Annotated in this window: 14 protein-coding genes, 2 tRNA genes and 2 rRNA genes; 6 read left to right on the forward strand and 12 right to left on the reverse strand. The window is 34.2% G+C overall.

Features of this window, described 5'->3' with window-relative positions; all coding sequences use genetic code 11:
• Window positions 1-31: 31 nt before the first annotated feature.
• The 4 genes from D1817_12020 to D1817_12035 all read right to left on the reverse strand — a co-directional run bounded on the left by D1817_12020 (window position 32) and on the right by D1817_12035 (window position 4870).
• A 23S ribosomal RNA gene (locus D1817_12020) occupies window positions 32-2858 on the reverse strand.
• A gap of 165 nt (window positions 2859-3023) precedes the next feature.
• Window positions 3024-3100, reverse strand: a tRNA-Ala gene (locus tag D1817_12025).
• An 81-nt stretch (window positions 3101-3181) separates the two neighbouring features.
• Window positions 3182-3258: transfer RNA gene (locus tag D1817_12030), tRNA-Ile, on the reverse strand.
• Between the two features lie 88 nt (window positions 3259-3346).
• Window positions 3347-4870, reverse strand: a 16S ribosomal RNA gene (locus D1817_12035).
• The 16S and 23S rRNA genes sit together here with 2 tRNA genes alongside, the layout of an rRNA operon.
• A 580-nt stretch (window positions 4871-5450) precedes the next feature.
• On the opposite strand from D1817_12035, the gene D1817_12040 reads away from it, so the two are divergent.
• The 6 genes from D1817_12040 to D1817_12065 all read left to right on the forward strand — a co-directional run bounded on the left by D1817_12040 (window position 5451) and on the right by D1817_12065 (window position 12580).
• Window positions 5451-7394, forward strand: coding sequence for a threonine--tRNA ligase (locus D1817_12040; protein ID AXT20586.1), 1944 nt, complete (start codon window positions 5451-5453; stop codon window positions 7392-7394).
• Window positions 7395-7416: 22 nt separating this feature from the next.
• On the forward strand, window positions 7417-7968 hold the full coding sequence (locus D1817_12045) for a translation initiation factor IF-3 (protein AXT20587.1): 552 nt from the start codon (window positions 7417-7419) through the stop codon (window positions 7966-7968).
• A gap of 41 nt (window positions 7969-8009) precedes the next feature.
• Complete coding sequence (locus D1817_12050) at window positions 8010-8207, forward strand: 50S ribosomal protein L35 (protein ID AXT20588.1); 198 nt, start codon at window positions 8010-8012, stop codon at window positions 8205-8207.
• A gap of 94 nt (window positions 8208-8301) precedes the next feature.
• Entirely contained in the window at window positions 8302-8646 is a 345-nt protein-coding gene (locus D1817_12055; protein ID AXT20589.1) for a 50S ribosomal protein L20, read from the forward strand.
• 167 nt (window positions 8647-8813) lie between these two features.
• Window positions 8814-12074, forward strand: coding sequence for an amidohydrolase (locus D1817_12060; protein AXT20590.1), 3261 nt, complete (start codon window positions 8814-8816; stop codon window positions 12072-12074).
• A gap of 74 nt (window positions 12075-12148) precedes the next feature.
• Window positions 12149-12580 carry a hypothetical protein gene (locus D1817_12065; GenBank protein AXT20591.1) on the forward strand — a complete coding sequence of 144 codons (432 nt, stop codon included), beginning with the start codon at window positions 12149-12151 and terminating at the stop codon, window positions 12578-12580.
• Between the two features lie 45 nt (window positions 12581-12625).
• On the opposite strand, the gene D1817_12070 is transcribed toward D1817_12065, so the two are convergent.
• The 8 genes from D1817_12070 to D1817_12105 all read right to left on the reverse strand — a co-directional run bounded on the left by D1817_12070 (window position 12626) and on the right by D1817_12105 (window position 22021).
• Window positions 12626-13693 carry an adenylate/guanylate cyclase domain-containing protein gene (locus tag D1817_12070; GenBank protein AXT20592.1) on the reverse strand — a complete coding sequence of 356 codons (1068 nt, stop codon included), beginning with the start codon at window positions 13691-13693 and terminating at the stop codon, window positions 12626-12628.
• 18 nt (window positions 13694-13711) lie between these two features.
• Window positions 13712-14896, reverse strand: a complete 1185-nt coding sequence (locus D1817_12075; GenBank protein ID AXT20593.1) for an asparagine synthetase B — start codon at window positions 14894-14896, stop codon at window positions 13712-13714.
• 174 nt (window positions 14897-15070) lie between these two features.
• The gene (locus D1817_12080; GenBank protein ID AXT20594.1) at window positions 15071-16108 is read right to left on the reverse strand and encodes an AI-2E family transporter; all 1038 of its coding nucleotides are present in this window, start codon (window positions 16106-16108) and stop codon (window positions 15071-15073) included.
• Between the two features lie 98 nt (window positions 16109-16206).
• Window positions 16207-17745: a replicative DNA helicase gene (dnaB, locus tag D1817_12085; protein ID AXT20595.1), complete on the reverse strand. Its 1539-nt coding sequence runs from the start codon at window positions 17743-17745 to the stop codon at window positions 16207-16209.
• Window positions 17746-17912: 167 nt separating this feature from the next.
• Window positions 17913-18866 carry an acetyl-CoA carboxylase carboxyltransferase subunit alpha gene (locus D1817_12090; protein AXT20596.1) on the reverse strand — a complete coding sequence of 318 codons (954 nt, stop codon included), beginning with the start codon at window positions 18864-18866 and terminating at the stop codon, window positions 17913-17915.
• A gap of 58 nt (window positions 18867-18924) precedes the next feature.
• A complete protein-coding gene (locus tag D1817_12095; GenBank protein ID AXT20597.1) occupies window positions 18925-19824 on the reverse strand; it encodes a DMT family transporter in 900 nt (299 codons plus the stop codon).
• A complete protein-coding gene (locus D1817_12100; protein ID AXT20598.1) occupies window positions 19811-20887 on the reverse strand; it encodes a YjgP/YjgQ family permease in 1077 nt (358 codons plus the stop codon). Before D1817_12100 ends, D1817_12095 begins: the two co-directional genes overlap by 14 nt.
• A 3-nt stretch (window positions 20888-20890) precedes the next feature.
• Window positions 20891-22021 (reverse strand): tRNA guanosine(34) transglycosylase Tgt, encoded by a 1131-nt coding sequence (locus D1817_12105; GenBank protein AXT20599.1) that lies wholly within the window; start codon window positions 22019-22021, stop codon window positions 20891-20893.
• Window positions 22022-22031: the final 10 nt, after the last annotated feature.

The following is a 22031-nucleotide window of genomic DNA, read 5'->3' on the forward strand; positions in this document are numbered from 1 at the left end:
AATTCATTGTAATTGAACTTTTAAAAAAACAGGCGTACAATAAGCCTATGGGTTATTAGTACTACTTGGCTATGACATTACTGCCTTTACACCTATAGCCTATCAACGTGGTAATCTCCCACGACCCTTTAAAGAAATCTCATCTTGTGGTGGGTTTCGCGCTTATATGCTTTCAGCGCTTATCCCTTCCCAACGTAGCTACTCTGCAATGCTCCTGGCGGAACAACAGATACACCAGAGGTTAGTCCAACTCGGTCCTCTCGTACTAGAGTCAGATCCACTCAAATTTCTAACGCCCACTGTAGATAGAGACCGAACTGTCTCACGACGTTCTGAACCCAGCTCGCGTGCCACTTTAATGGGCGAACAGCCCAACCCTTGGGACCTTCTCCAGCCCCAGGATGTGACGAGCCGACATCGAGGTGCCAAACCCCCCCGTCGATGTGAGCTCTTGGGGGAGATCAGCCTGTTATCCCCGGAGTACCTTTTATCCTTTGAGCGATGGCCCTTCCATACGGAACCACCGGATCACTATGCTCTACTTTCGTACCTGATCGACCTGTATGTCTCTCAGTCAAGCTCCCTTATGCCATTGCACTCTACGCACGGTTACCAAGCGTGCTGAGGGAACCTTTAGAAGCCTCCGTTACTCTTTTGGAGGCGACCACCCCAGTCAAACTACCCACCAAGCACTGTCCTTCGCAAGAAGTTAGACTCTAGATAAGCAAAGGGTGGTATTTCAACAATGACTCCACAACGCCTAGCGACGCCACTTCAAAGTCTCCCACCTATCCTACACATTACTTATCCAAAGCCAATACTAAGCTATAGTAAAGGTTCACGGGGTCTTTTCGTCCCACAGCGGGTAATCGGCATCTTCACCGATACTACAATTTCACCGAGCTCATGGCTGAGACAGTGTCCAGATCGTTGCACCATTCGTGCAGGTCGGAACTTACCCGACAAGGAATTTCGCTACCTTAGGACCGTTATAGTTACGGCCGCCGTTTACTGGGGCTTCATTTTAGACCTTCGCATTGCTGCTAAGCCCACCACTTAACCTTCCAGCACCGGGCAGGTGTCAGGCCATATACGTCATCTTTCGATTTAGCATAGCCCTGTGTTTTTGATAAACAGTCGCCTGGACCTTTTCACTGCGGCCCATCCGAAGATGGGCGACCCTTCTCCCGAAGTTACGGGTCGATTTTGCCTAGTTCCTTAGCCATGAATCTCTCGAGCTCCTTAGAATTCTCATCCCAACTACCTGTGTCGGTTTAGGGTACGGGCTGCTTCACTTGTTTTTCTTGGAAGTCGATTTGCTAGATTATCACCTTGACCGTAGTCTCAGTGTACTATCGCAGTGTTACCACTTGCTTCAACGTACTATTCCGTCAGTACGCACTAACTTCTCGCCTCCGTCACGTTTAGTGTGAGCAGGTACAGGAATATTAACCTGTTGTCCATCCACTACCCCTTTCGGGTTCGCGTTAGGTCCCGACTAACCCTCAGCTGATTAGCATAGCTGAGGAAACCTTAGTCTTTCGGAGTGCGGGTTTCTCGCCCGCATTATCGTTACTTATGCCTACATTTTCTTTTGTAGCTTCTCCAGAAAAGCTCACGCTCTTCCTTCGACGACACTACAATGCTCCCCTACCGATATTAAATATCCCATAGCTTCGGTAATATGCTTATGCCCGATTATTATCCATGCCGAACCGCTCGACTAGTGAGCTGTTACGCACTCTTTAAATGAATGGCTGCTTCCAAGCCAACATCCTAGCTGTCTAAGCAGTTCAACCTCGTTTATTCAACTTAGCATATATTTTGGGACCTTAGCTGATGGTCTGGGTTCTTTCCCTTTCGGACATGGACCTTAGCACCCATGCCCTCACTGCATTACATCATTTTATAGCATTCGGAGTTTGTCAGGAATTGGTAGGCGGTGAAGCCCCCGCATCCAATCAGTAGCTCTACCTCTATAAAACTAATAATACGCTGCACCTAAATGCATTTCGGGGAGTACGAGCTATTTCCGAGTTTGATTGGCCTTTCACCCCTACCCACAGGTCATCCCAAGACTTTTCAACGTCAACGGGTTCGGGCCTCCACTATGTGTTACCACAGCTTCACCCTGCCCATGGGTAGATCACACGGTTTCGCGTCTACCGCCACTAACTATAGCGCCCTATTCAGACTCGCTTTCGCTACGGATCCGCACCTGAAGTGCTTAACCTTGCTAGAAACGGTAACTCGTAGGCTCATTATGCAAAAGGCACGCCGTCACCCCAAAGGGCTCCGACCGCTTGTAAGCGTATGGTTTCAGGTTCTATTTCACTCCTTTATTCAAGGTTCTTTTCACCTTTCCCTCACGGTACTAGTTCACTATCGGTCTCTCAGGAGTATTTAGCCTTAGCGGATGGTCCCGCCAAATTCATACAGGATTACACGTGTCCCGCACTACTCAGGATACCACTATCAATAACGCTCTTTACTTATACGGGACTATCACCCTCTTTGGTCACTTTTTCCAAAGTGTTCTAATTCATTACGCATCAAATATCGTGGTCCTACAACCCCACAATTGCCGTAACAATTATGGTTTGGGCTAATCCGCGTTCGCTCGCCACTACTAACGGAATCACTTTTGTTTTCTTCTCCTCCGGGTACTTAGATGTTTCAGTTCTCCGGGTTCGCCTCCTTACGGATACTATATCTTCAATATAGTGGGTTGCCCCATTCGGAAATTTGCGGATCAATTCTTGTGTGCAGATCCCCGCAACTTATCGCAGCTTATCACGTCCTTCATCGCCTCTGAGAGCCTAGGCATTCCCCATACGCCCTTATTTAGCTTATTGTACTTTTTGCTTTTTTAATGAGTTACTCTTTATTAACTTCAGCTCGTGACTTTAGTTAATAAAGTATTACTTTTCTAAAGATTATCTCTAATCTTTAATTTTTGATTTTTATGTATCTTTTTTCAATATGTCAATGAACTTTCAGTTATCCAATCTTGTTGGATACTTTGGTGGAGAATATCGGAGTCGAACCGATGACCTCCTGCGTGCAAGGCAGGCGCTCTAGCCAGCTGAGCTAATCCCCCATTATCAATTCCGAATGTTGAATTCAGAATTATAAATTTAGAATTTTCAACTTCTAGAATTTCCTTTTAAAATAAAAAAATTAGTAGTCTCAGGCAGACTCGAACTGCCGACCTCTACATTATCAGTGTAGCGCTCTAACCAGCTGAGCTATGAGACTCTACTTTTTTATTTAGTTCTTTTTTAATTAACAGCTTTGAGAATAAACAATTTCTTGTCCTCTTGATTTCCTTTAGTCGTCTTTCTCTAGAAAGGAGGTGTTCCAGCCGCACCTTCCGGTACGGCTACCTTGTTACGACTTAGCCCTAGTTACCGATTTTACCCTAGGCCGCTCCTTGCGGTGACGGACTTCAGGCACTCCCAGCTTCCATGGCTTGACGGGCGGTGTGTACAAGGCCCGGGAACGTATTCACCGGATCATGGCTGATATCCGATTACTAGCGATTCCAGCTTCACGGAGTCGAGTTGCAGACTCCGATCCGAACTGTGATAGGTTTTATAGATTCGCTCCTACTCGCGTAGTGGCTGCTCTCTGTACCTACCATTGTAGCACGTGTGTAGCCCAGGACGTAAGGGCCGTGATGATTTGACGTCATCCCCACCTTCCTCACAGTTTGCACTGGCAGTCTTGTTAGAGTTCCCGACTTGACTCGCTGGCAACTAACAACAGGGGTTGCGCTCGTTATAGGACTTAACCTGACACCTCACGGCACGAGCTGACGACAACCATGCAGCACCTTGTAAGTAGTCCGAAGAAAAGAATATCTCTACTCTATGCAACTTACATTTAAGCCCTGGTAAGGTTCCTCGCGTATCATCGAATTAAACCACATGCTCCACCGCTTGTGCGGGCCCCCGTCAATTCCTTTGAGTTTCATTCTTGCGAACGTACTCCCCAGGTGGGTCACTTATCACTTTCGCTTAGCCACTCAGACCGAAGTCCAAACAGCTAGTGACCATCGTTTACGGCGTGGACTACCAGGGTATCTAATCCTGTTCGCTACCCACGCTTTCGTCCATCAGTGTCAGTATATTATTAGTAATCTGCCTTCGCAATTGGTATTCTATGTAATATCTATGCATTTCACCGCTACACTACATATTCTAACTACTTCATAATAACTCAAGATAACCAGTATCAAAGGCAATTCTACAGTTGAGCTGCAGGATTTCACCTCTGACTTAATTATCCACCTACGGACCCTTTAAACCCAATGATTCCGGATAACGCTTGGATCCTCCGTATTACCGCGGCTGCTGGCACGGAGTTAGCCGATCCTTATTCTTACAGTACCGTCAAGCCTCTACACGTAGAGGTGTTTCTTCCTGTATAAAAGCAGTTTACAACCCATAGGGCAGTCTTCCTGCACGCGGCATGGCTGGGTCAGAGTTGCCTCCATTGCCCAATATTCCTCACTGCTGCCTCCCGTAGGAGTCTGGTCCGTGTCTCAGTACCAGTGTGGGGGATCCCCCTCTCAGGGCCCCTATCTATCGTCGCCATGGTATGCCGTTACCATACCATCTAGCTAATAGAACGCATACTCATCTTTTGCCGTAACCTTTAATGTTTGTATGAGGCCATACTAACATACTATGAAGTATTAATCCAAATTTCTCTGGGCTATCCTTCAGCAAAAGGTAGATTGTATACGCGTTACGCACCCGTGCGCCGGTCGTCAGCAAATAGCAAGCTATCTCTGTTACCCCTCGACTTGCATGTGTTAAGCCTGCCGCTAGCGTTCATCCTGAGCCAGGATCAAACTCTTCATCGTTAAATTTTTAAGCATCTCTGCTTGTCTCTTTAACAACTAAAAGAAATTATTTCAATTGTACTCAAAATGGTTTATTCTCTGTAATGAATTGTATCGTTTCCAATACCATTCTTACGCTGTCAATCAATATGTTTAATGAACTTTTTTATTTCTTACTTTTAGCTCGTTTCCTTGCTAAGCGGGTGCAAATATAAAACCCTTTTTTATTCTCACAAAACTTTTTAAAGAAAATTTGATTTTATTTTTTATAACCCTTTTAATGAACTTTTCACCTCCCTCGTTTCCTCGTTAAGCGGCTGCAAATATAAAACCCTTTAATTAACTTCCTAACCTTTTTTAAACTATTTTTTAATCTATTTTTTTATCCCAACCAAAACACCTTAGTAACAGCATTTTGCACCTCCAATAAATTACAAAAAGAAATTCCATACCAAGCCAAACCTAATCACAAAATCTCTGTAGGGCTGGTTAATATTTATACCTTAATATATATACTATAAACACATTTTAAATATATACTTATATGATTGTGTGACTTTGATTATACTATTATCTTTGCAGCTTAATATTTAAATTCACTATGATTAAGATTACTTTACCAGATGATTCAATAAGAACATTCAATAATAGCATCACTGCTATGGATGTTGCTAAGGATATTAGCGAAGGGTTTGCAAGAAATGTAATTTCTGCAAAATTTAACGGTATAACTATTGAGACATCCACTTTATTAACCACAGATGGCAATCTTATATTATATACTTGGAACGATGACGAAGGTAAAACAGCTTTTTGGCATTCGTCTGCTCACATATTAGCACAAGCGTTAGAAGAATTATATACTGATGTAAAATTATGGGTAGGGCCTGCTATTGAAAATGGTTTTTATTATGATGTAGATCTAGGTGAAAATACTATTTCTGATAAAGATTTCAAAACCATTGAAGATAAAATGTTAGAAATCGCTAGGGAAAAACACGATTTTAAAATGCGTACAGTTTCTAAAGCAGATGCTTTAGCTTATTACAAAGGTAAAAACAATTATAAGGTTGATCTTGTAGAAGGTCTTGAGGATGGTACAATTAGTTTTTGTGATCATTCAACGTTTTCAGATTTATGTCGTGGCGGTCACATTCCTAATACAGGAATTGTAAAAGCTATAAAAATATTAAGCGTAGCTGGTGCCTATTATAAAGGAGATGAAAATAACAAACAATTAACAAGAGTTTATGGTATTTCGTTTCCTAAACAAAAAGAATTAAAAGAATATTTAGAACTTCTTGAAGAAGCAAAGAAAAGAGATCACAGAAAATTAGGGAAACAGTTAGAGTTGTTTACTTTTTCTCAAAAAGTAGGGCAAGGTTTACCATTATGGCTACCTAAAGGTGCAGCTTTACGTTCTCGATTAGAAGATTTTCTTAAAAAAGCTCAGCAAAAAGCTGGCTATGAAATGGTAGTAACTCCACATATTGGTCAAAAAGAGCTCTATGTCACTTCTGGTCATTATGCAAAATATGGAGAAGATAGTTTTCAACCTATTAAAACACCTAAAGAAGATGAGGAGTTTTTATTAAAGCCAATGAACTGCCCTCATCATTGTGAAATTTATAATGCAAAACCATTTAGTTATAAAGAACTTCCAAAACGTTTTGCAGAATTTGGCACTGTATATCGTTACGAACAAAGCGGAGAGCTTCATGGTCTAACTCGTGTAAGGGGGTTTACTCAAGATGACGCCCATATTTTTTGTACTCCAGATCAATTGGATCAGGAATTTAAAAATGTAATTGATTTATCCCTATATGTTTTAGGATCTTTAGGGTTTGAAAATTTTACAGCTCAAGTTTCTGTTAGAGATTTAGACACTCCTGACAAATATATTGGTAGTGTTGAAAATTGGGAAAAAGCAGAACAAGCAATTATTAATGCCGCTAAAGACAAAGGCTTAAATTATGTTATAGAATCTGGTGAAGCTGCATTTTATGGGCCAAAACTTGATTTTATGGTTAAAGATGCGCTTGGAAGACAATGGCAGTTAGGAACTATTCAAGTTGATTATAATTTACCTGAACGTTTTGATTTAACTTACAAAGGTAGTGATAATGAGTTACATCGACCTGTTATGATTCACCGAGCGCCTTTTGGTAGTATGGAGCGTTTTATTGCGCTTTTATTAGAGCATACAGGCGGTAATTTCCCACTTTGGTTAATGCCAGAACAAGCTATTATCTTATCTATTAGTGAGAAATATGAAAAATACGCTGAAAAAGTTTTAAATTTGTTAGAAAATGCCGAAATTCGCGCCCTTGTTGATAACAGAAATGAAACTATGGGTAAAAAGATTCGGGAAGCCGAAATGAAAAAAATCCCATATATGATTATTGTTGGGGAAAATGAAGAGAATGAAATAAAGATAACTGTTCGTCAGCACGGTGGAGAAGATTTAGGTATGATTACTGTAGATGAATTTTCGAAAATAGTTGATACAGAAATAAATAAGACATTAAAACAATTTAACGTTTAACTAAAATTATAAAGCCATAGCAATACGTAGAAAAAGGTCTAGAGGGCCACTTAGAGTAATTAAAGAAGATCAACACAGAATCAATTCTAAAATTAGAGTTGAAGAAGTGAGACTTGTTGGAGACAACATAGAAGTAGGTGTATATCCTACAAGAAAGGCAATGGAGTTTGCTGAAGAACAAGGATTAGATCTTGTAGAAATTTCTCCTAAAGCTGTTCCTCCCGTATGTAAAATTATGGATTATAAGAAGTTTCTTTACGAACAAAAGAAACGTGATAAGGCTTTAAAGTCGAAAGCAACTAAGGTAATTGTTAAAGAAATTCGTTTTGGTCCTCAAACAGATGATCACGATTACGAATTTAAGAAAAAACATGCTGAAAAGTTTTTAAAAGATGGCGCAAAGCTTAAAGCTTTTGTATTTTTTAAAGGACGTTCAATAATATTTAAAGAACAAGGACAAATACTACTATTGCGTTTAGCGCAAGATTTAGAGGAGTTTGGAAAAGTTGAACAAATGCCTAAATTAGAAGGTAAACGTATGATTATGTTTATTGCTCCTAAAAAGGCAAAGTAAGCATTAAAAGAAAATAAGCGAAGTAATTAAATAAGGAGAAAATGCCTAAAATGAAAACAAAATCTAGTGCCAAGAAACGCTTTAAGTTAACGGGCTCTGGAAAAATTAAAAGAAAGCACGCTTTTAAAAGTCACATCTTAACAAAGAAGTCCAAAAAGCGTAAGTTAGCTTTAACTCACAGTACTTTAGTACATGAAAGTGATGAAGCAAATATTAAACAACAATTACGTTTAAAGTAATTATTTGTTTAGGTTAAAAATTATTTATAAACCATGGAGTTAGGCCAGTACAAGAATCTCATAAAAGATCGCCTACTACAAAAAATTTAAAATTATGCCAAGATCAGTAAATTCAGTTGCGAAAAGAGCCAGAAGAAAAAAGGTTCTTAAGCAAGCAAAAGGTTACTTCGGACGTCGTAAAAACGTTTGGACAGTAGCGAAAAATGCGGTTGACAAAGCGATGTTATATTCGTATAGAGACCGAAGAAATAAAAAGAGAACATTTCGTGCACTTTGGATTACACGTATAAACGCTGGAGCTAGAGAACATGGGTTATCTTATTCTCAATTTATGGGTAAATTAAAAGCTAATGATATCGAATTAAACCGTAAGGTTTTAGCTGATTTAGCAATGAATAACCCTGAAGCTTTTAAAGCAATTGTAGATAAAGTAAACTAAGGCGTTTTGCCTATTGTATAACAATATTCGCTTATTAAAAAGCCAACTCATATGAGTTGGCTTTTTGTTTTATATCAATTATAGTTTTAACACTTCTATATATAAATTGAAGAATAAAAATTTCAAATTTTATAATTACCTTTCCGCTTCAATTAAAACAACATAAAATGTATCGTATTAAGCTTGTAATTCTATTTCTATTCATCATTCAATTTAATATAAACGCTCAGGATAAAACAGAAAAAAAATCTTGGGATGTATCAAATCCAGAAGGTGATTGGAATTTTAAAGATTTAAAACTTTCAACAAATCAAGGTACTTGGATGAATTTAGATGTTAGCCCAGATGGAAAACATATTGTTTTTGATTTATTAGGCGACATTTATATTATGAATAGTGCTGGAGGAAAAGCAACAATTTTAAGAGAAGGGCTACCTTTTGAAATACAACCTCGATTTAGTCCAGATGGCAAAACAATTTCGTTTACAAGTGATGCAGGTGGTGGAGATAATGTTTGGACCATGAACTTAGATGGTAGTAATGCCAAACAAATCACAAAAGAAACGTTTAGGTTATTAAATAATGCTACGTGGATGCCTGATGGCAATTTTTTAATTGCTAGAAAACATTTTACTTCTGGAAGATCTTTAGGAGCAGGAGAAATGTGGATGTATCATAAATCTGGCGGTAGTGGCATACAACTTACTAAAAGAAAAAACGATCAGCAAGATGTAAATGAACCTTCTATTTCTCCTGATGGAAAGTATTTATATTATAGTGAAGATGTCTATCCAGGTGGTGCTTTTCAATACAACAAAGATCCTAATAAACAAATTTATGTAATTAATCGTTACAACTTAGAAACTAGCGAAATAGAAAGAGTTACTGGAGGCCCTGGTGGAGCTGCTAGGCCTCAAATATCTAGAGATGGAAAAAAACTGGCTTTTGTAAAAAGGGTAAGAACTAAATCTGTATTATATATTCATGATTTAGAAACTGGTGAAGAATGGCCTATTTATGATGGCTTAGATAAGGATCAACAAGAAGCTTGGGCTATTTTTGGAGTATATACTAATTTTAACTGGACTCCAAATAATAAGGCTATTATAATATGGTCTGGAGGAAAAATTAATAAAGTTGATGTTAATACTTTAAAAGTTACTAATATTCCTTTTCAAGTTGATACTTCTATAAAAATTGCAAAAGCTGTAGAGTTTGATACTCCTGTAGCTCCAGATACTTTTGATGCAAAAGTTATTAGGCATGCTGTTACTTCTCCAGATGAAAAAACAATTGTTTTTAATGCACTTGGATATTTATGGATTAAAAAAATGCCTAAAGGCGCTCCTAAAAGATTAACTTCAGGCACAGATTTTGAATTTGAACCTTCTTTTTCTCCAGATGGAAAGACAATTGTTTTTGTCACTTGGAATGATGAAAATTTAGGTGCTGTACATACGTTATCGATTAATGACGGAACTTCTACCAAACTCACTAAAGAAAAAGGAATCTACAGAACTCCAACTTTCTCTAATGATGGAAAACACATTACATTTAGAAAAGAAGGAGGAAATAATGAGCAAGGATTGGCTTTTGCAAAAAAATCTGGATTGTATTTTATGAATTCTGATGGTACAGATATAAAGTTTTTAACTAAAGAAGGTGAGTATCCAATGTTTAATAAAACTAACAATCGTATACTTTATCAAACTGGTGGAACTTATTTTGGTGCTTTAACAAAAGAACTCAGAAGTGTAGATTTAAATGGTGGCACTAAAAGAACATTAATAAAATCTAAGCACGGTAATCGATTAGTGCCTAGCCCTGATAATAAATGGATTGCTTTCCAGCATTTGCACAAAGTATATATGGCACCAATGCCTAGTTCTGGTCAATCTATTGATTTAATAGATAAAACTAAATTTATCCCAGTGACACAGTTATCTAAAGATGCTGGTATTAACTTACATTGGTCTAATAATAGCAAAAACATACATTGGACATTAGGTAACGAATATTTTACAGCTTTAGCTTCAGAAGAAACCAAAGCTATTGTTGAATCTGGAATTAAAATTGATTTAAAAGTTAAAACTGATAAGCCAGAAGGGACAATTGCTTTTACTGGAGCTCGAATTATAACCATGGAAAGTGATCAAGTTATCGAAAATGGGACAATTATTATTAAAGAAAATAAAATTGTAGCTATTGGTAATACTCTTGATGTTAAAATTCCTGCTAATGCAAAAACTTATGATGTAACTGGAAAAACTATCATGCCAGGAATTGTAGATGCACACGCACACATTGGAGGGTTTCGTTATGGGTTAACCACACAAAAGCATTGGCAGTTTTATGCTAACTTAGCATTTGGGGTTACAACTGCGCATGATCCTTCTGCTAATACAGAAACTGTATTTGCATTATCCGAATTACAAAAAAACGGAACCTTAGTAGGTCCACGTCTCTACTCTACTGGGTTTATACTCTATGGAGCAGAAGGTGATTTTAAAGCGGTAATTAATAATTTAGATGATGCTCGATCTTCAATACGCCGTACTAAAGCTTTTGGAGCTTTATCTGTAAAAAGTTATAACCAACCACGTCGCGAACAACGTCAGCAAGTATTACAAGCCGCTCGCGAAGAAGGTATTTTTGTAGTTCCTGAAGGTGGGTCCACTTTTTTTACTAATATGTCTATGATAATGGATGGACATACTGGCATAGAGCATAATATTCCTGTAGCTCCTGTATATAAAGATGTGATTGAGCTTTGGAAAAACAGTAATTCTGGCTATACTCCGACCTTAATAGTTAATTATGCAGGTTTAAATGGTGAATATTATTGGTATCAAAACACCAATGTATGGGAAAACGAAAAATTATTAAAATACACACCTAGAAGTATTATTGATTCAAGATCGAGACACCGGACAATGGTGCCTCAAGAAGAATATGAAAACGGGCATATTAAAGTTTCTAAAGTTGCAAAGCAATTAAATGACAATGGAGTTACTGTAAATCTTGGAGCTCATGGGCAATTACAAGGCTTGGGTGCACATTGGGAGTTATGGTTATTACAACAAGGAGGAATGAGTAATCTACAAGCTTTAAGAGCCGCTACTCTTAATGGAGCAGAATATTTAGGAATGAGTAATGATATTGGGTCTCTTAAAGTTGGTAAGCTTGCAGACCTAGTAGTTATGAATAAAAACCCTTTAGAAGATATAAAAAATACCGAAAGTATTATTTATACAATGGTTAACGGTCGTTTATACGATACCAATACAATGAACGAAATAGGTAACTCTCCTAAACCACGAACAAAATTTTATTGGGAAAGTGGAACTTATAATCAAGCTTTTAAATGGCATGAAGCAAGTAATAGTTTTACACGTGAATCTTGTGGGTGCCATGTTGGGAGTCATTAAATAGAAGTTAATTTTTTTGTTAAAATAACGCAACCTTTTATTTTGGTTAGTATCTTTATATAAACTAACAATTTATGAAAACAAAGTTTTTTGCTTTATCCTTTTTATTTATTACTCTTTTTAGTTGTAGTAATAGTGATGACGTTATACAGGAAATTCCTGCCCCTGTATTACTATGGTCTTTAGACAACACAGCGAACAATATTATTAGCAATGATTTTACTAGCAGACTTATTACTTGGGAGTTTAATCCAAATAATCTAATGCTAACCGTTGTTAACGGCAATACTGATGACAGTATTTTTGACGGCCTTGATTCTGATGTCTATGCATTTGATATTAGAGAAATTGATGAAGGTTCATTTCTTTTTATAAATGGAGAAGAATATGGCGGTATAGAAATTTCTACTGAACAACGTTTAGTTATCGATAGAAATGCCACCTCTGATGGAGGGGATGATACCATGGAAGATAGATTTGTTTTAACCTTTACAAGGATTAATTAATTTCAAAAGATTTATATTTTTGCGTAAATAAAAGAACCTAATTAATTAGGTTCTTTTATTATTTATTGAATGTATCACAACTGTATTTTGCTTTCCTTTTAATTGAGTTTCACCAAGAAGCTTTAATATATATTTTTCTTTTAGTTGAATATTTTTTAATAATTTATCAGAAATCAATAGTTCTTCTGAATATCTATTACATTCTGCTTGTATTCTAGCTGTTGTATTAATCACATCTCCATGAAATGCTAATTCTTTTTTAATTGTTCCAACCTCAGCAACCATCAATTTTCCTCCATGTAATCCTGCTTTGAATTTTGGGATTGTATTATATTTTTTTTGATAATAATGATTTCTTTTTTGAAGTTGTTCTTTAAAAGAGAAAAAAACTTCTATACATTTATTTTTATCCACTCCAACTTTATATTTCCAGCTTAAAACTGCTTCATCTCCAACATATTGATATACTTCGGCATTAAATTTATTAATTATTTTATTTAAATCTAAAAAGCAATCTTGTATAAATTGACTGTATTTAAAGTGACCTAATTGTTCTGCTATTGAAGTTGAATTTTTTAAATCTAAAAACATGAAAATCCGTTTCTCCTCTTGTGGGTTTCGATATTTTCCTATTAACATTTTAAGAAACACTCCTCTTCCAAATTTTTCGTTTGCAATTTTTATAAATGAAAATATTAAAGAGCATATAAAAAAATATAAAACTGTAATCCTAAATACCTTACTAAGCCTCCAATCATCAACTAAATTTATGTCCATTAATTCTTCTACATAAAAAAATATATTAGGAGACAACACAATTAATATTAATAAGTATAATGTATTTTTTAATATAAGTGTAACACCTATTGATACTTTATTAGTGATAAATCTATTAAAAAGAAGTTCTATTAATGCATAACTAAACCCAACAAAAACTCCAATATAAATGGGTACATCAAACCATTGAAAAATTGGAATTTCATTATTAGCTATTATAACTTGATATTCTTCTTCATTAAATCCGTAATATCTAAATACTGTAAAAAGTATAAAAGCTATAGTCCAAAATAAAATAGATTGGACGGCAGATATCAAGAATTGTTTAAGGTTCATAGAAACTTTGTAATATTATCAAGTTTTCTGTTTCTTCTTTTTAGCTGCTGGAAATAATATATTATTAAGTATTAAACGGTATCCTGGGGATGTAGGATGTAAATCTAATTCTGTTTTAGGGTCGCCTACTCTATGAGTATAATCTTCTGGGTCATGACCTCCATAAAATGTAAAAAAACCTTTTCCTTTAATTCCATGAATATAACGAGCCTCCCCATTTGTTTTATTCTCACCTAAAACTAAGACATTTGATTTTATTTGATCCCTTTTAAATGAAGTTGTTTGCCCCATAAACCCTTTAACTAACGCTGTATGATTTTGATTTAACATTGTTGGAATTGGATCCCATTTGGCAGAAAAATCCATTAAAGAAAAATAATCTGTTGTTTTCGGTATTCTACGTTGGCTAGTCATATCTATAGAAGAAAACTCATACACATTAGGACTTCTTTCTAAGGTATAATTTGTAAATGCAAACGTTTTATTATAGTCTATTTTATTTTGATAATTTGCTTCGCTTCCATCTCCGTCAAACATAGGTTCACATATATCAATACCTTCAGCAGATAATGCTATGTCAAAGCTATCTGTAGCACTACACATAGCAAACATAAACCCACCACCAACAACATAATCCCTAATTTTAAGGGCTACATCAAGTTTCTCTTCAGATACTTTGCTATATCCTAAACTACTAGCTAACTCCTCTGCTTCTCTCTTTTCCTTTATGTACCAAGGAGCGCTTCTATATGTTCTATAAAATTTACCATATTGTCCAGTAAAGTCTTCATGATGTAAATGCAACCAATCATAAAGTAATAATCCATCATTTATAACTTCTTTATCATAAACAGTTTCATAAGGAATTTCGGCATAAGTAAGCACCATCGTTACTGCGTCATCCCAAGGTTGTTTTCCATATGGTGTGTATACTGCAATTTTAGGTGCCTTTTCTAAAGTTACAGCTTCCATATTTTTGCTAGGACTACTTATCTCTTTTAAAATACTTTCGGCTTTTGCATCAGATATTACCTCGTAAGACACGCCTCTAATCTGACATTCCCTTTGTATCTCTTCGAAATCTGGAATTAAAAAAGCTCCTCCTCTGTAGTTAAGTAGCCATTGTACTTTTTGTTGTTTTTCTAGAGTCCAATAGGTAATTCCATAAGCTTTAAGATGGTTTTTTTGAGATTCTGCATCCATAGGTATTAATATATGTGATGCAAAACTCTTTACAGAAATTAATAGCAGTAAAATGACGGCAATTTTTTTCATCTATATTTCTTGTTATTCATATTACAAATCTAAATGTAATCAAAAAATGTATGTAGAAAAGTTTTTTAAGGAAATATTAGCTTAAACGCTATTCTCATTAAGTTATTTTAACCCTGATCCAGAAATTAAAGATGCAATAACTTTAGTATTTGGAAATTGATCTAAAATAATTTTAAGAAATACAGTTATAGGTATTGCCATTATAAGGCCTGGAACGCCCCATAAAAAGCCCCAAAACATTAACATTACTAGAACTGCTATAATATTTATAGAAAATGATTTCCCCATAAAAATAGGTTCTAAAATAGCTCCAAATAGTATTTGAACACCAGTTATAGTTAAAATGAAAAATAATAAAACCCCAGTTGGATCTAACTCTACAAAAGCAAATATTGATAATAAAATCACAGAAACAAATGAGCCTACCATTTGTACAAAGTTAATCACAAAAGCAAATAATCCCCAAAATATAGGGAAACTCACATCAAAAAATAAACAGGCTAAACCAATTCCTATTCCTGTAAACAAGCTCATCAAAAACTTAACTTTTATAAACTTAATTAAATCTTTTTCAATTTTACCAAATGCTTTAACTGATGAATATTTTTGTTTAAGTATTGTATGATTAAGTAATTTTTGCATATTTATTGATTCTCCTAACCATAATACTACAAAAAAAGCAGTCATTAATATTGTAGTTAATAGATTAGTAATAAAACCTAAAGTAGAGCCAAAGTTTTTAATAAACATATCTTTTGGCAAAAATTGGTTCAATTGAATTCCTTCATTTTTAGGTTTAATACCAAAAAATTCTTGAATTGAAGCTATTAAGTTTACAATTTTATCTTCGGCTTTAATAAAAAACATATTATCATTAGATAAAATTTGTTTACTAGATAATTGTACTAATTCCCCTATTATTGTTAGTATGGCTCCTATAATAAGAAGTATAATTGTTATACTTATAAATTTCGGAAATTTTCGTTTGTTAAACCATCTCATAAGTGGTAAAAACAAAAGTGCAATAAACATTGAAAACACTAAAGGTATAAATATGAACGACAAGATTTTAAGCAAATAAAATATTATTGGAATTACTATAGCTAGTAATAACATATTTGTCGTTCTCCTTTTATCCATCATCAATTTTACTATTTAGTATTATAACATCAAAGTTAATTTAAATATTTAGTTTTGATTTATAAAGAAAACTTAAGAATTTATATTATTAGAGTAACTTAAAACGGAACATCATTATCATCATCATTTAAAGGATCATCAAATGCTTGATCTAATGTTGGCAAATTATCAGGTTTAAAAGTATCGTCATTAGCAGCAGCGTTCATTTTACTATGAAATTCAAAAGGAGAATCAAAATCATCTAAGTTATCAAATTTCCCTAAGTGACCAATAAATTTTAATCTTATATTTTCTAAGCCTCCGTTTCTATGCTTAGCTACAATAAATTCTGCTTGCCCTTCAGTTGGAGAACGATCTTCATCATCCCATTCATCAATTTTATAATATTCTGGCCTATAAATAAACGATACTATATCAGCATCCTGTTCAATAGCTCCAGATTCACGTAAATCTGACAGTAAAGGACGCTTACTTCCACCACGAGTTTCAACTGCACGAGACAATTGAGATAATGCTATTACAGGAACACTTAACTCTTTTGCTAATGCTTTAAGGTTACGAGAAATTGTTGAAATCTCTTGTTCTCTATTCCCTCCTTTTTGACTTCCTCCTGCGGTCATTAATTGTAAATAATCAATAATAATCATTTTAATACCATGTTGTGAAGCCAAGCGTCTTGCTTTTGCACGTAAATCAAAAATAGATAGTGAAGGTGTGTCGTCTATAAACAAAGGTGCTTTTTCTAAACTTTTCACCTTTACATTTAATTGTTCCCATTCATGCTTTTCTAGACGTCCTGTTCTTAATTTTTCTGAAGATAAACCAGTTTCAGAAGAAATTAAACGTGTTATTAACTGTACAGATGCCATCTCTAAAGAGAAAAAAGCAACAGGTATATTTTGGTTAACGGCTATATTTCTAGCCATGGATAATGTAAGTGCAGTTTTACCCATACCTGGTCGAGCTGCAACAATAATTAAATCACTTTCTTGCCATCCTGAAGTTAGTTTGTCCAGTTTATCAAATCCAGAAGGGATTCCACTTAACCCTTCTTTATTTGATATTTCTTCGATTTTTTTCTTTGCTTGAATAACTAATGCTTGAGCTGTTTCTGAAGATTTTTTAATGTTACCTTGAGTCACTTCATATAATCTCGATTCTGCTTTGTCCAAAAGATCAAAAACATCTTTAGTTTCATCATAGGAATCTTCAATAATTTCATTCGATATTTTTATTAAACTACGCTGAATGAATTTTTGTAAAATAATTCGCGCGTGAAATTCAATATGTGCAGATGAAGACACTTTTTGAGTTAATGAAATTAAATAAAAATCTCCACCAATACTATCTAGCCTACTATCCTTACGAAGTTGACTAGAAACCGTTAATAAGTCAATTGGTTCACTATTTTCGAACAATGTAAAAATAGCTTCAAATATATGTTGATGTGCTTCTTTATAAAACGCTTCTGGGCTTAATATATCAATAACCTCATCCACTCCTTTTTTATCAATCATCATAGCACCTAACACAACTTCCTCTAAATCAATTGCTTGAGGAGGTATTTTACCTTTCTCCAAATTAATAATAGTGCTTTTATCAATTTTATAGCCTTGTATTTGATTAGGTTGTTTCATATAGGCGAAAGTAATTAAATTGTTAAGTAAATCTAAAATTTATGATTTAAGCTTGTTAACTATAAGTAAACAATTTAATCGTTAATAAGTTTTAAATATTGTTAATAAAGGTAAAAAAACCGAAGTTAATAACTTCGGTTTTTTAATGAGTTATGATAAATACTGAGTTAATCTTTAAACTCTCCCATTTGAGCATATTTATCTATACGCTGATTCACCAATTCTTTTGGTGATAAGTTTTTGAGTTCTTCAAAGGTTTTTACAATAGTGTCTCTAACTGTTATAAAAGTTGTTTCTCTATCATTATGAGCACCTCCTAATGGTTCTTTAATAATTTGATCCACTAATTTCATACGTTTCATATCTTTCGCAGTAAGCTTTAGTGCTTCAGCGGCTTGTTCTTTGTATTCCCAGCTTCTCCATAAAATTGATGAACAGGATTCTGGTGAAATTACAGAATACCATGTATTTTCTAGCATTAATACTCTATCACCAACACCTATACCTAAAGCTCCACCTGAAGCACCTTCTCCAATAATAATTGTTATTATAGGCACTTTAAGACGAGTCATTTCTAAAATATTTCTAGCAATAGCTTCTCCTTGACCTCTTTCTTCAGCTTCAAGACCTGGATAAGCACCAGGAGTATCTATTAAAGTTACCACTGGGATTCCAAATTTTTCTGCCGATTTCATTAAACGTAATGCTTTTCTGTATCCTTCAGGATTAGCCATACCAAAATTACGATACTGTCTGGTTTTAGTGTTGTAACCTTTTTGTTGACCGATAAACATATAACTCTGATCTCCAATTTTCCCTAAACCACCAATCATCGCTTTATCATCTTTAAAACTACGATCACCGTGTAATTCTAAAAAGGAGTCTCCAAAAATTGCATTAATATAATCTAATGTATAAGGTCTATTGGGATGGCGTGACATTTGTACGCGTTGCCAAGGTGTTAAATTCTTATAGATGTCTGTTTTTGTGTCAATTAATTTTTTTTCAATTTGACTACATGTTTCAGATACATCAACATCACTTTCTTTTCCAATAATCTGACATTTATCTAATTGCTCTTCTAGTTCTTTAATTGGGAGCTCAAATTCTAAATATTCCATAGGAATTTAAGTTTTTATTTAGTTAGCTTACAAATATAAAAACTTTAATCGTGATAACTTATCTAGATGGTTTTCTTTTTAACTTATTTGAGTTTTTAAGTATTCCATTACATATTACTGTACTAATAATTAAAATAGCGCCTATATAAAATTCTATACTCATTTTCTCTTTTTCGGGAAATAGCAAAAATGCTAAAACTATTCCATATACAGGCTCTAGGTTAAAAGTTAAAACCACAGTATATGGATTTATCTTTTTCATAACATGCACTCCCGCAATAAAAGCATAAGCAGTACAAATCGACCCTAAAACAAGAATGTATTTCCAGTCAAGCAATGATAGATTAAAAAAACCACTCTCAAAACCTAATCCAAAAATCAGAATAAAAAGGCTTAAAAAAAATACTCCACTTATAAATTCGTAAAATGAAATGACAGATGCTTTGCTTTTTTCTACAAATTTTCCGTTTATGACTGCAAACATGGATGAAAACAATGCAGATAGAATTCCTAAAATAATACCATTTATATATTTAATCTCTGCTTGTACTATTAAACACACTCCAAGTATAACAGTAATTCCAAAAAGAATTTCATATCCTCTAATTTTCCTCTTATAAAATATAGGCTCTATAAAAGCTGCAAAAAAAGCTCCTGATGAAAACATTGCTAGTGTAATGGATATATTAGATTGTTTTATCGCTTCAAAAAAAGTAACCCAATGTAACGCTATAATAATGCCTGCCAGAGAAAATCTAACAAAAAGCTTAGAGGTAATTTTTAAATTTATCTTCTTAAGTTTTAAATATAAAAACATTAATATAGAAGCAATTACCATTCTATACCAAACTAATTTTATTGCACTTATTGATATAAGCTCTCCTAAAATAGCAGTAAACCCAGCTATAAAAACTAATAAATGTAGATGTAAATAATTTTTTAAATTATCGTTTTGCATTATATAACAAGTAGATTGCTAAAATAGCAAAAACTACATTAGGCAGCCATACAGCTATTATAGGAGGAAAATCAGATTGTTGTGCCATGACTCCAAAGATTTTATCGAAAAACACATACACCAATGCTATGCTAACACCAAAAACAAGATTAACTCCCATTCCTCCTCTACGTTTAATCGAAGATACTGCTACTGCTATAATAGTTAAAATAAATATTGAAATTGGTAAGCTCCATTTTTTATATAATACTACTTTATATCGACCAACATTAGAGGTGCCTCTAAATTCTTCTTTTTCTATAAATTCTGTTAACTCATTATATTCTAATATTTCTGCAATATATTCTACTGGAGTTAAATCTTCGAGTTCAAAAGGAAAAATTGTATCAAAAACTCTTTTATTAATTATAATATCATTATTCTCACCTATAATTCTTTTTGTATAATCTCCTAATTTGAATACACTATCTTTTTCTACAAATTTTATGGTTTCAGCTGTGATTTTAAATTGTAACGTATTATCTACAACATGTTCCAAACGAAATTTTAACCCTGTTCCTGAACTAGCCACAAATTGACTAACATATATGTAATCATGTTCATTTATTTGCCTATAAATGTTTTGTGTTTCTCTATCTTTTCTATTTTTATTTAAATGTTCATATTTAAATTCATTAAATCCTTTACTGGCTTTCGGTGCTAAAAAAACACCTAAAATAAAAGCAAAAACTGCTATAATTATTGCTCCAATAATATAAGGTCTTAAAAATCTAGAAAAAGAAACACCTGAGCTTAAAAATGCAATAACTTCAGTATTATTAGCTAATTTTGATGTGAACCAAATTACTGAAATAAAGAGAAATAAGGGGAATAGTAGATTTGCAAAATATATTGTAAAGTCCAAATAATAGCCTGCTACATCAATAAAAGCGACATTGTTCTCTAATATATTATCTATCCTATCTGCTAAATCTACTATAATAGCAATAGGTATAAAAAGCAATAACATTAATAAAAATGTAACCAAATAGCGTTTTAATATATACCAATCTAATATTTTCATAAATTACAAACGCTTATCCATTTGCTTTACCATTTTATTTTTCCAGTCTTTAAAATCTCCTGCTAATATATGTTTTCTAGCTTCTCTAACCAACCATAAATAAAATCCTAAATTATGAATTGTAGCAATTTGCTTTCCTAAATATTCATTAGCCATAAACAAATGCCTTAAATAAGATTTTGAATATTCTGTATCAACATAAGTAATATTCATATCGTCAATAGGAGAAAAATCATCTTCCCATTTCTTATTTTTAATATTTATTGTCCCGTGAGCTGTAAACAACATACCATTTCTAGCATTACGAGTTGGCATTACACAATCAAACATGTCTATACCCAACGCTATATTTTCCAAAATATTTATAGGAGTCCCTACTCCCATTAAATATCTTGGCTTTTCTTCTGGAAGAATATCACAAACAATTTCAGACATTGCATACATTTCTTCAGCAGGTTCTCCAACAGACAATCCTCCGATAGCATTTCCTATTGCTTCGGAACTAGCAATATATTCAGCAGATTGGGCACGTAAATCTTTATATGTGCTACCTTGTACAATAGGAAAAAATGCTTGATTATGTTTATATTTTAAGGGTGTTTTTTCAAGGTGATTAATACAGCGATCTAACCAACGATGTGTCATATGCATTGATCGTTTAGCATAATTATAATCACATGGGTAAGGTGTACATTCATCAAAAGCCATAATAATATCTGCTCCAATAGTTCGTTGTATCTCCATTACGTTTTCTGGTGTAAACGTATGGTAACTACCATCGATATGACTTTTAAATTTAACACCTTCTTCTTTTATTTTTCTATTCCCTGATAATGAATATACTTGATAGCCTCCAGAATCTGTCAATATATTTCTATCCCAATTCATAAACTTATGTAACCCACCAGCAGCTTCTAGAATATTTGTTTTTGGACGTAGGTATAAGTGATATGTGTTTCCTAAGATAATATCTGGATTAATATCGTTCCTCAATTCACGCTGGTGTACACCTTTAACTGTTGCTACTGTACCTACAGGCATAAAAATTGGAGTTTCTATATCTCCGTGATCTGTTGTAAAAACACCTGCTCTGGCTTTACTTTGAGGGTCTTTTGCTTTTAATTGAAATTGCATATTTTAAAAT

The sequence above is a fragment of the Flavobacteriaceae bacterium genome (genome assembly GCA_003443635.1).
In the GTDB taxonomy this organism is placed as follows: Bacteria; Bacteroidota; Bacteroidia; order Flavobacteriales; family Flavobacteriaceae; genus AU392.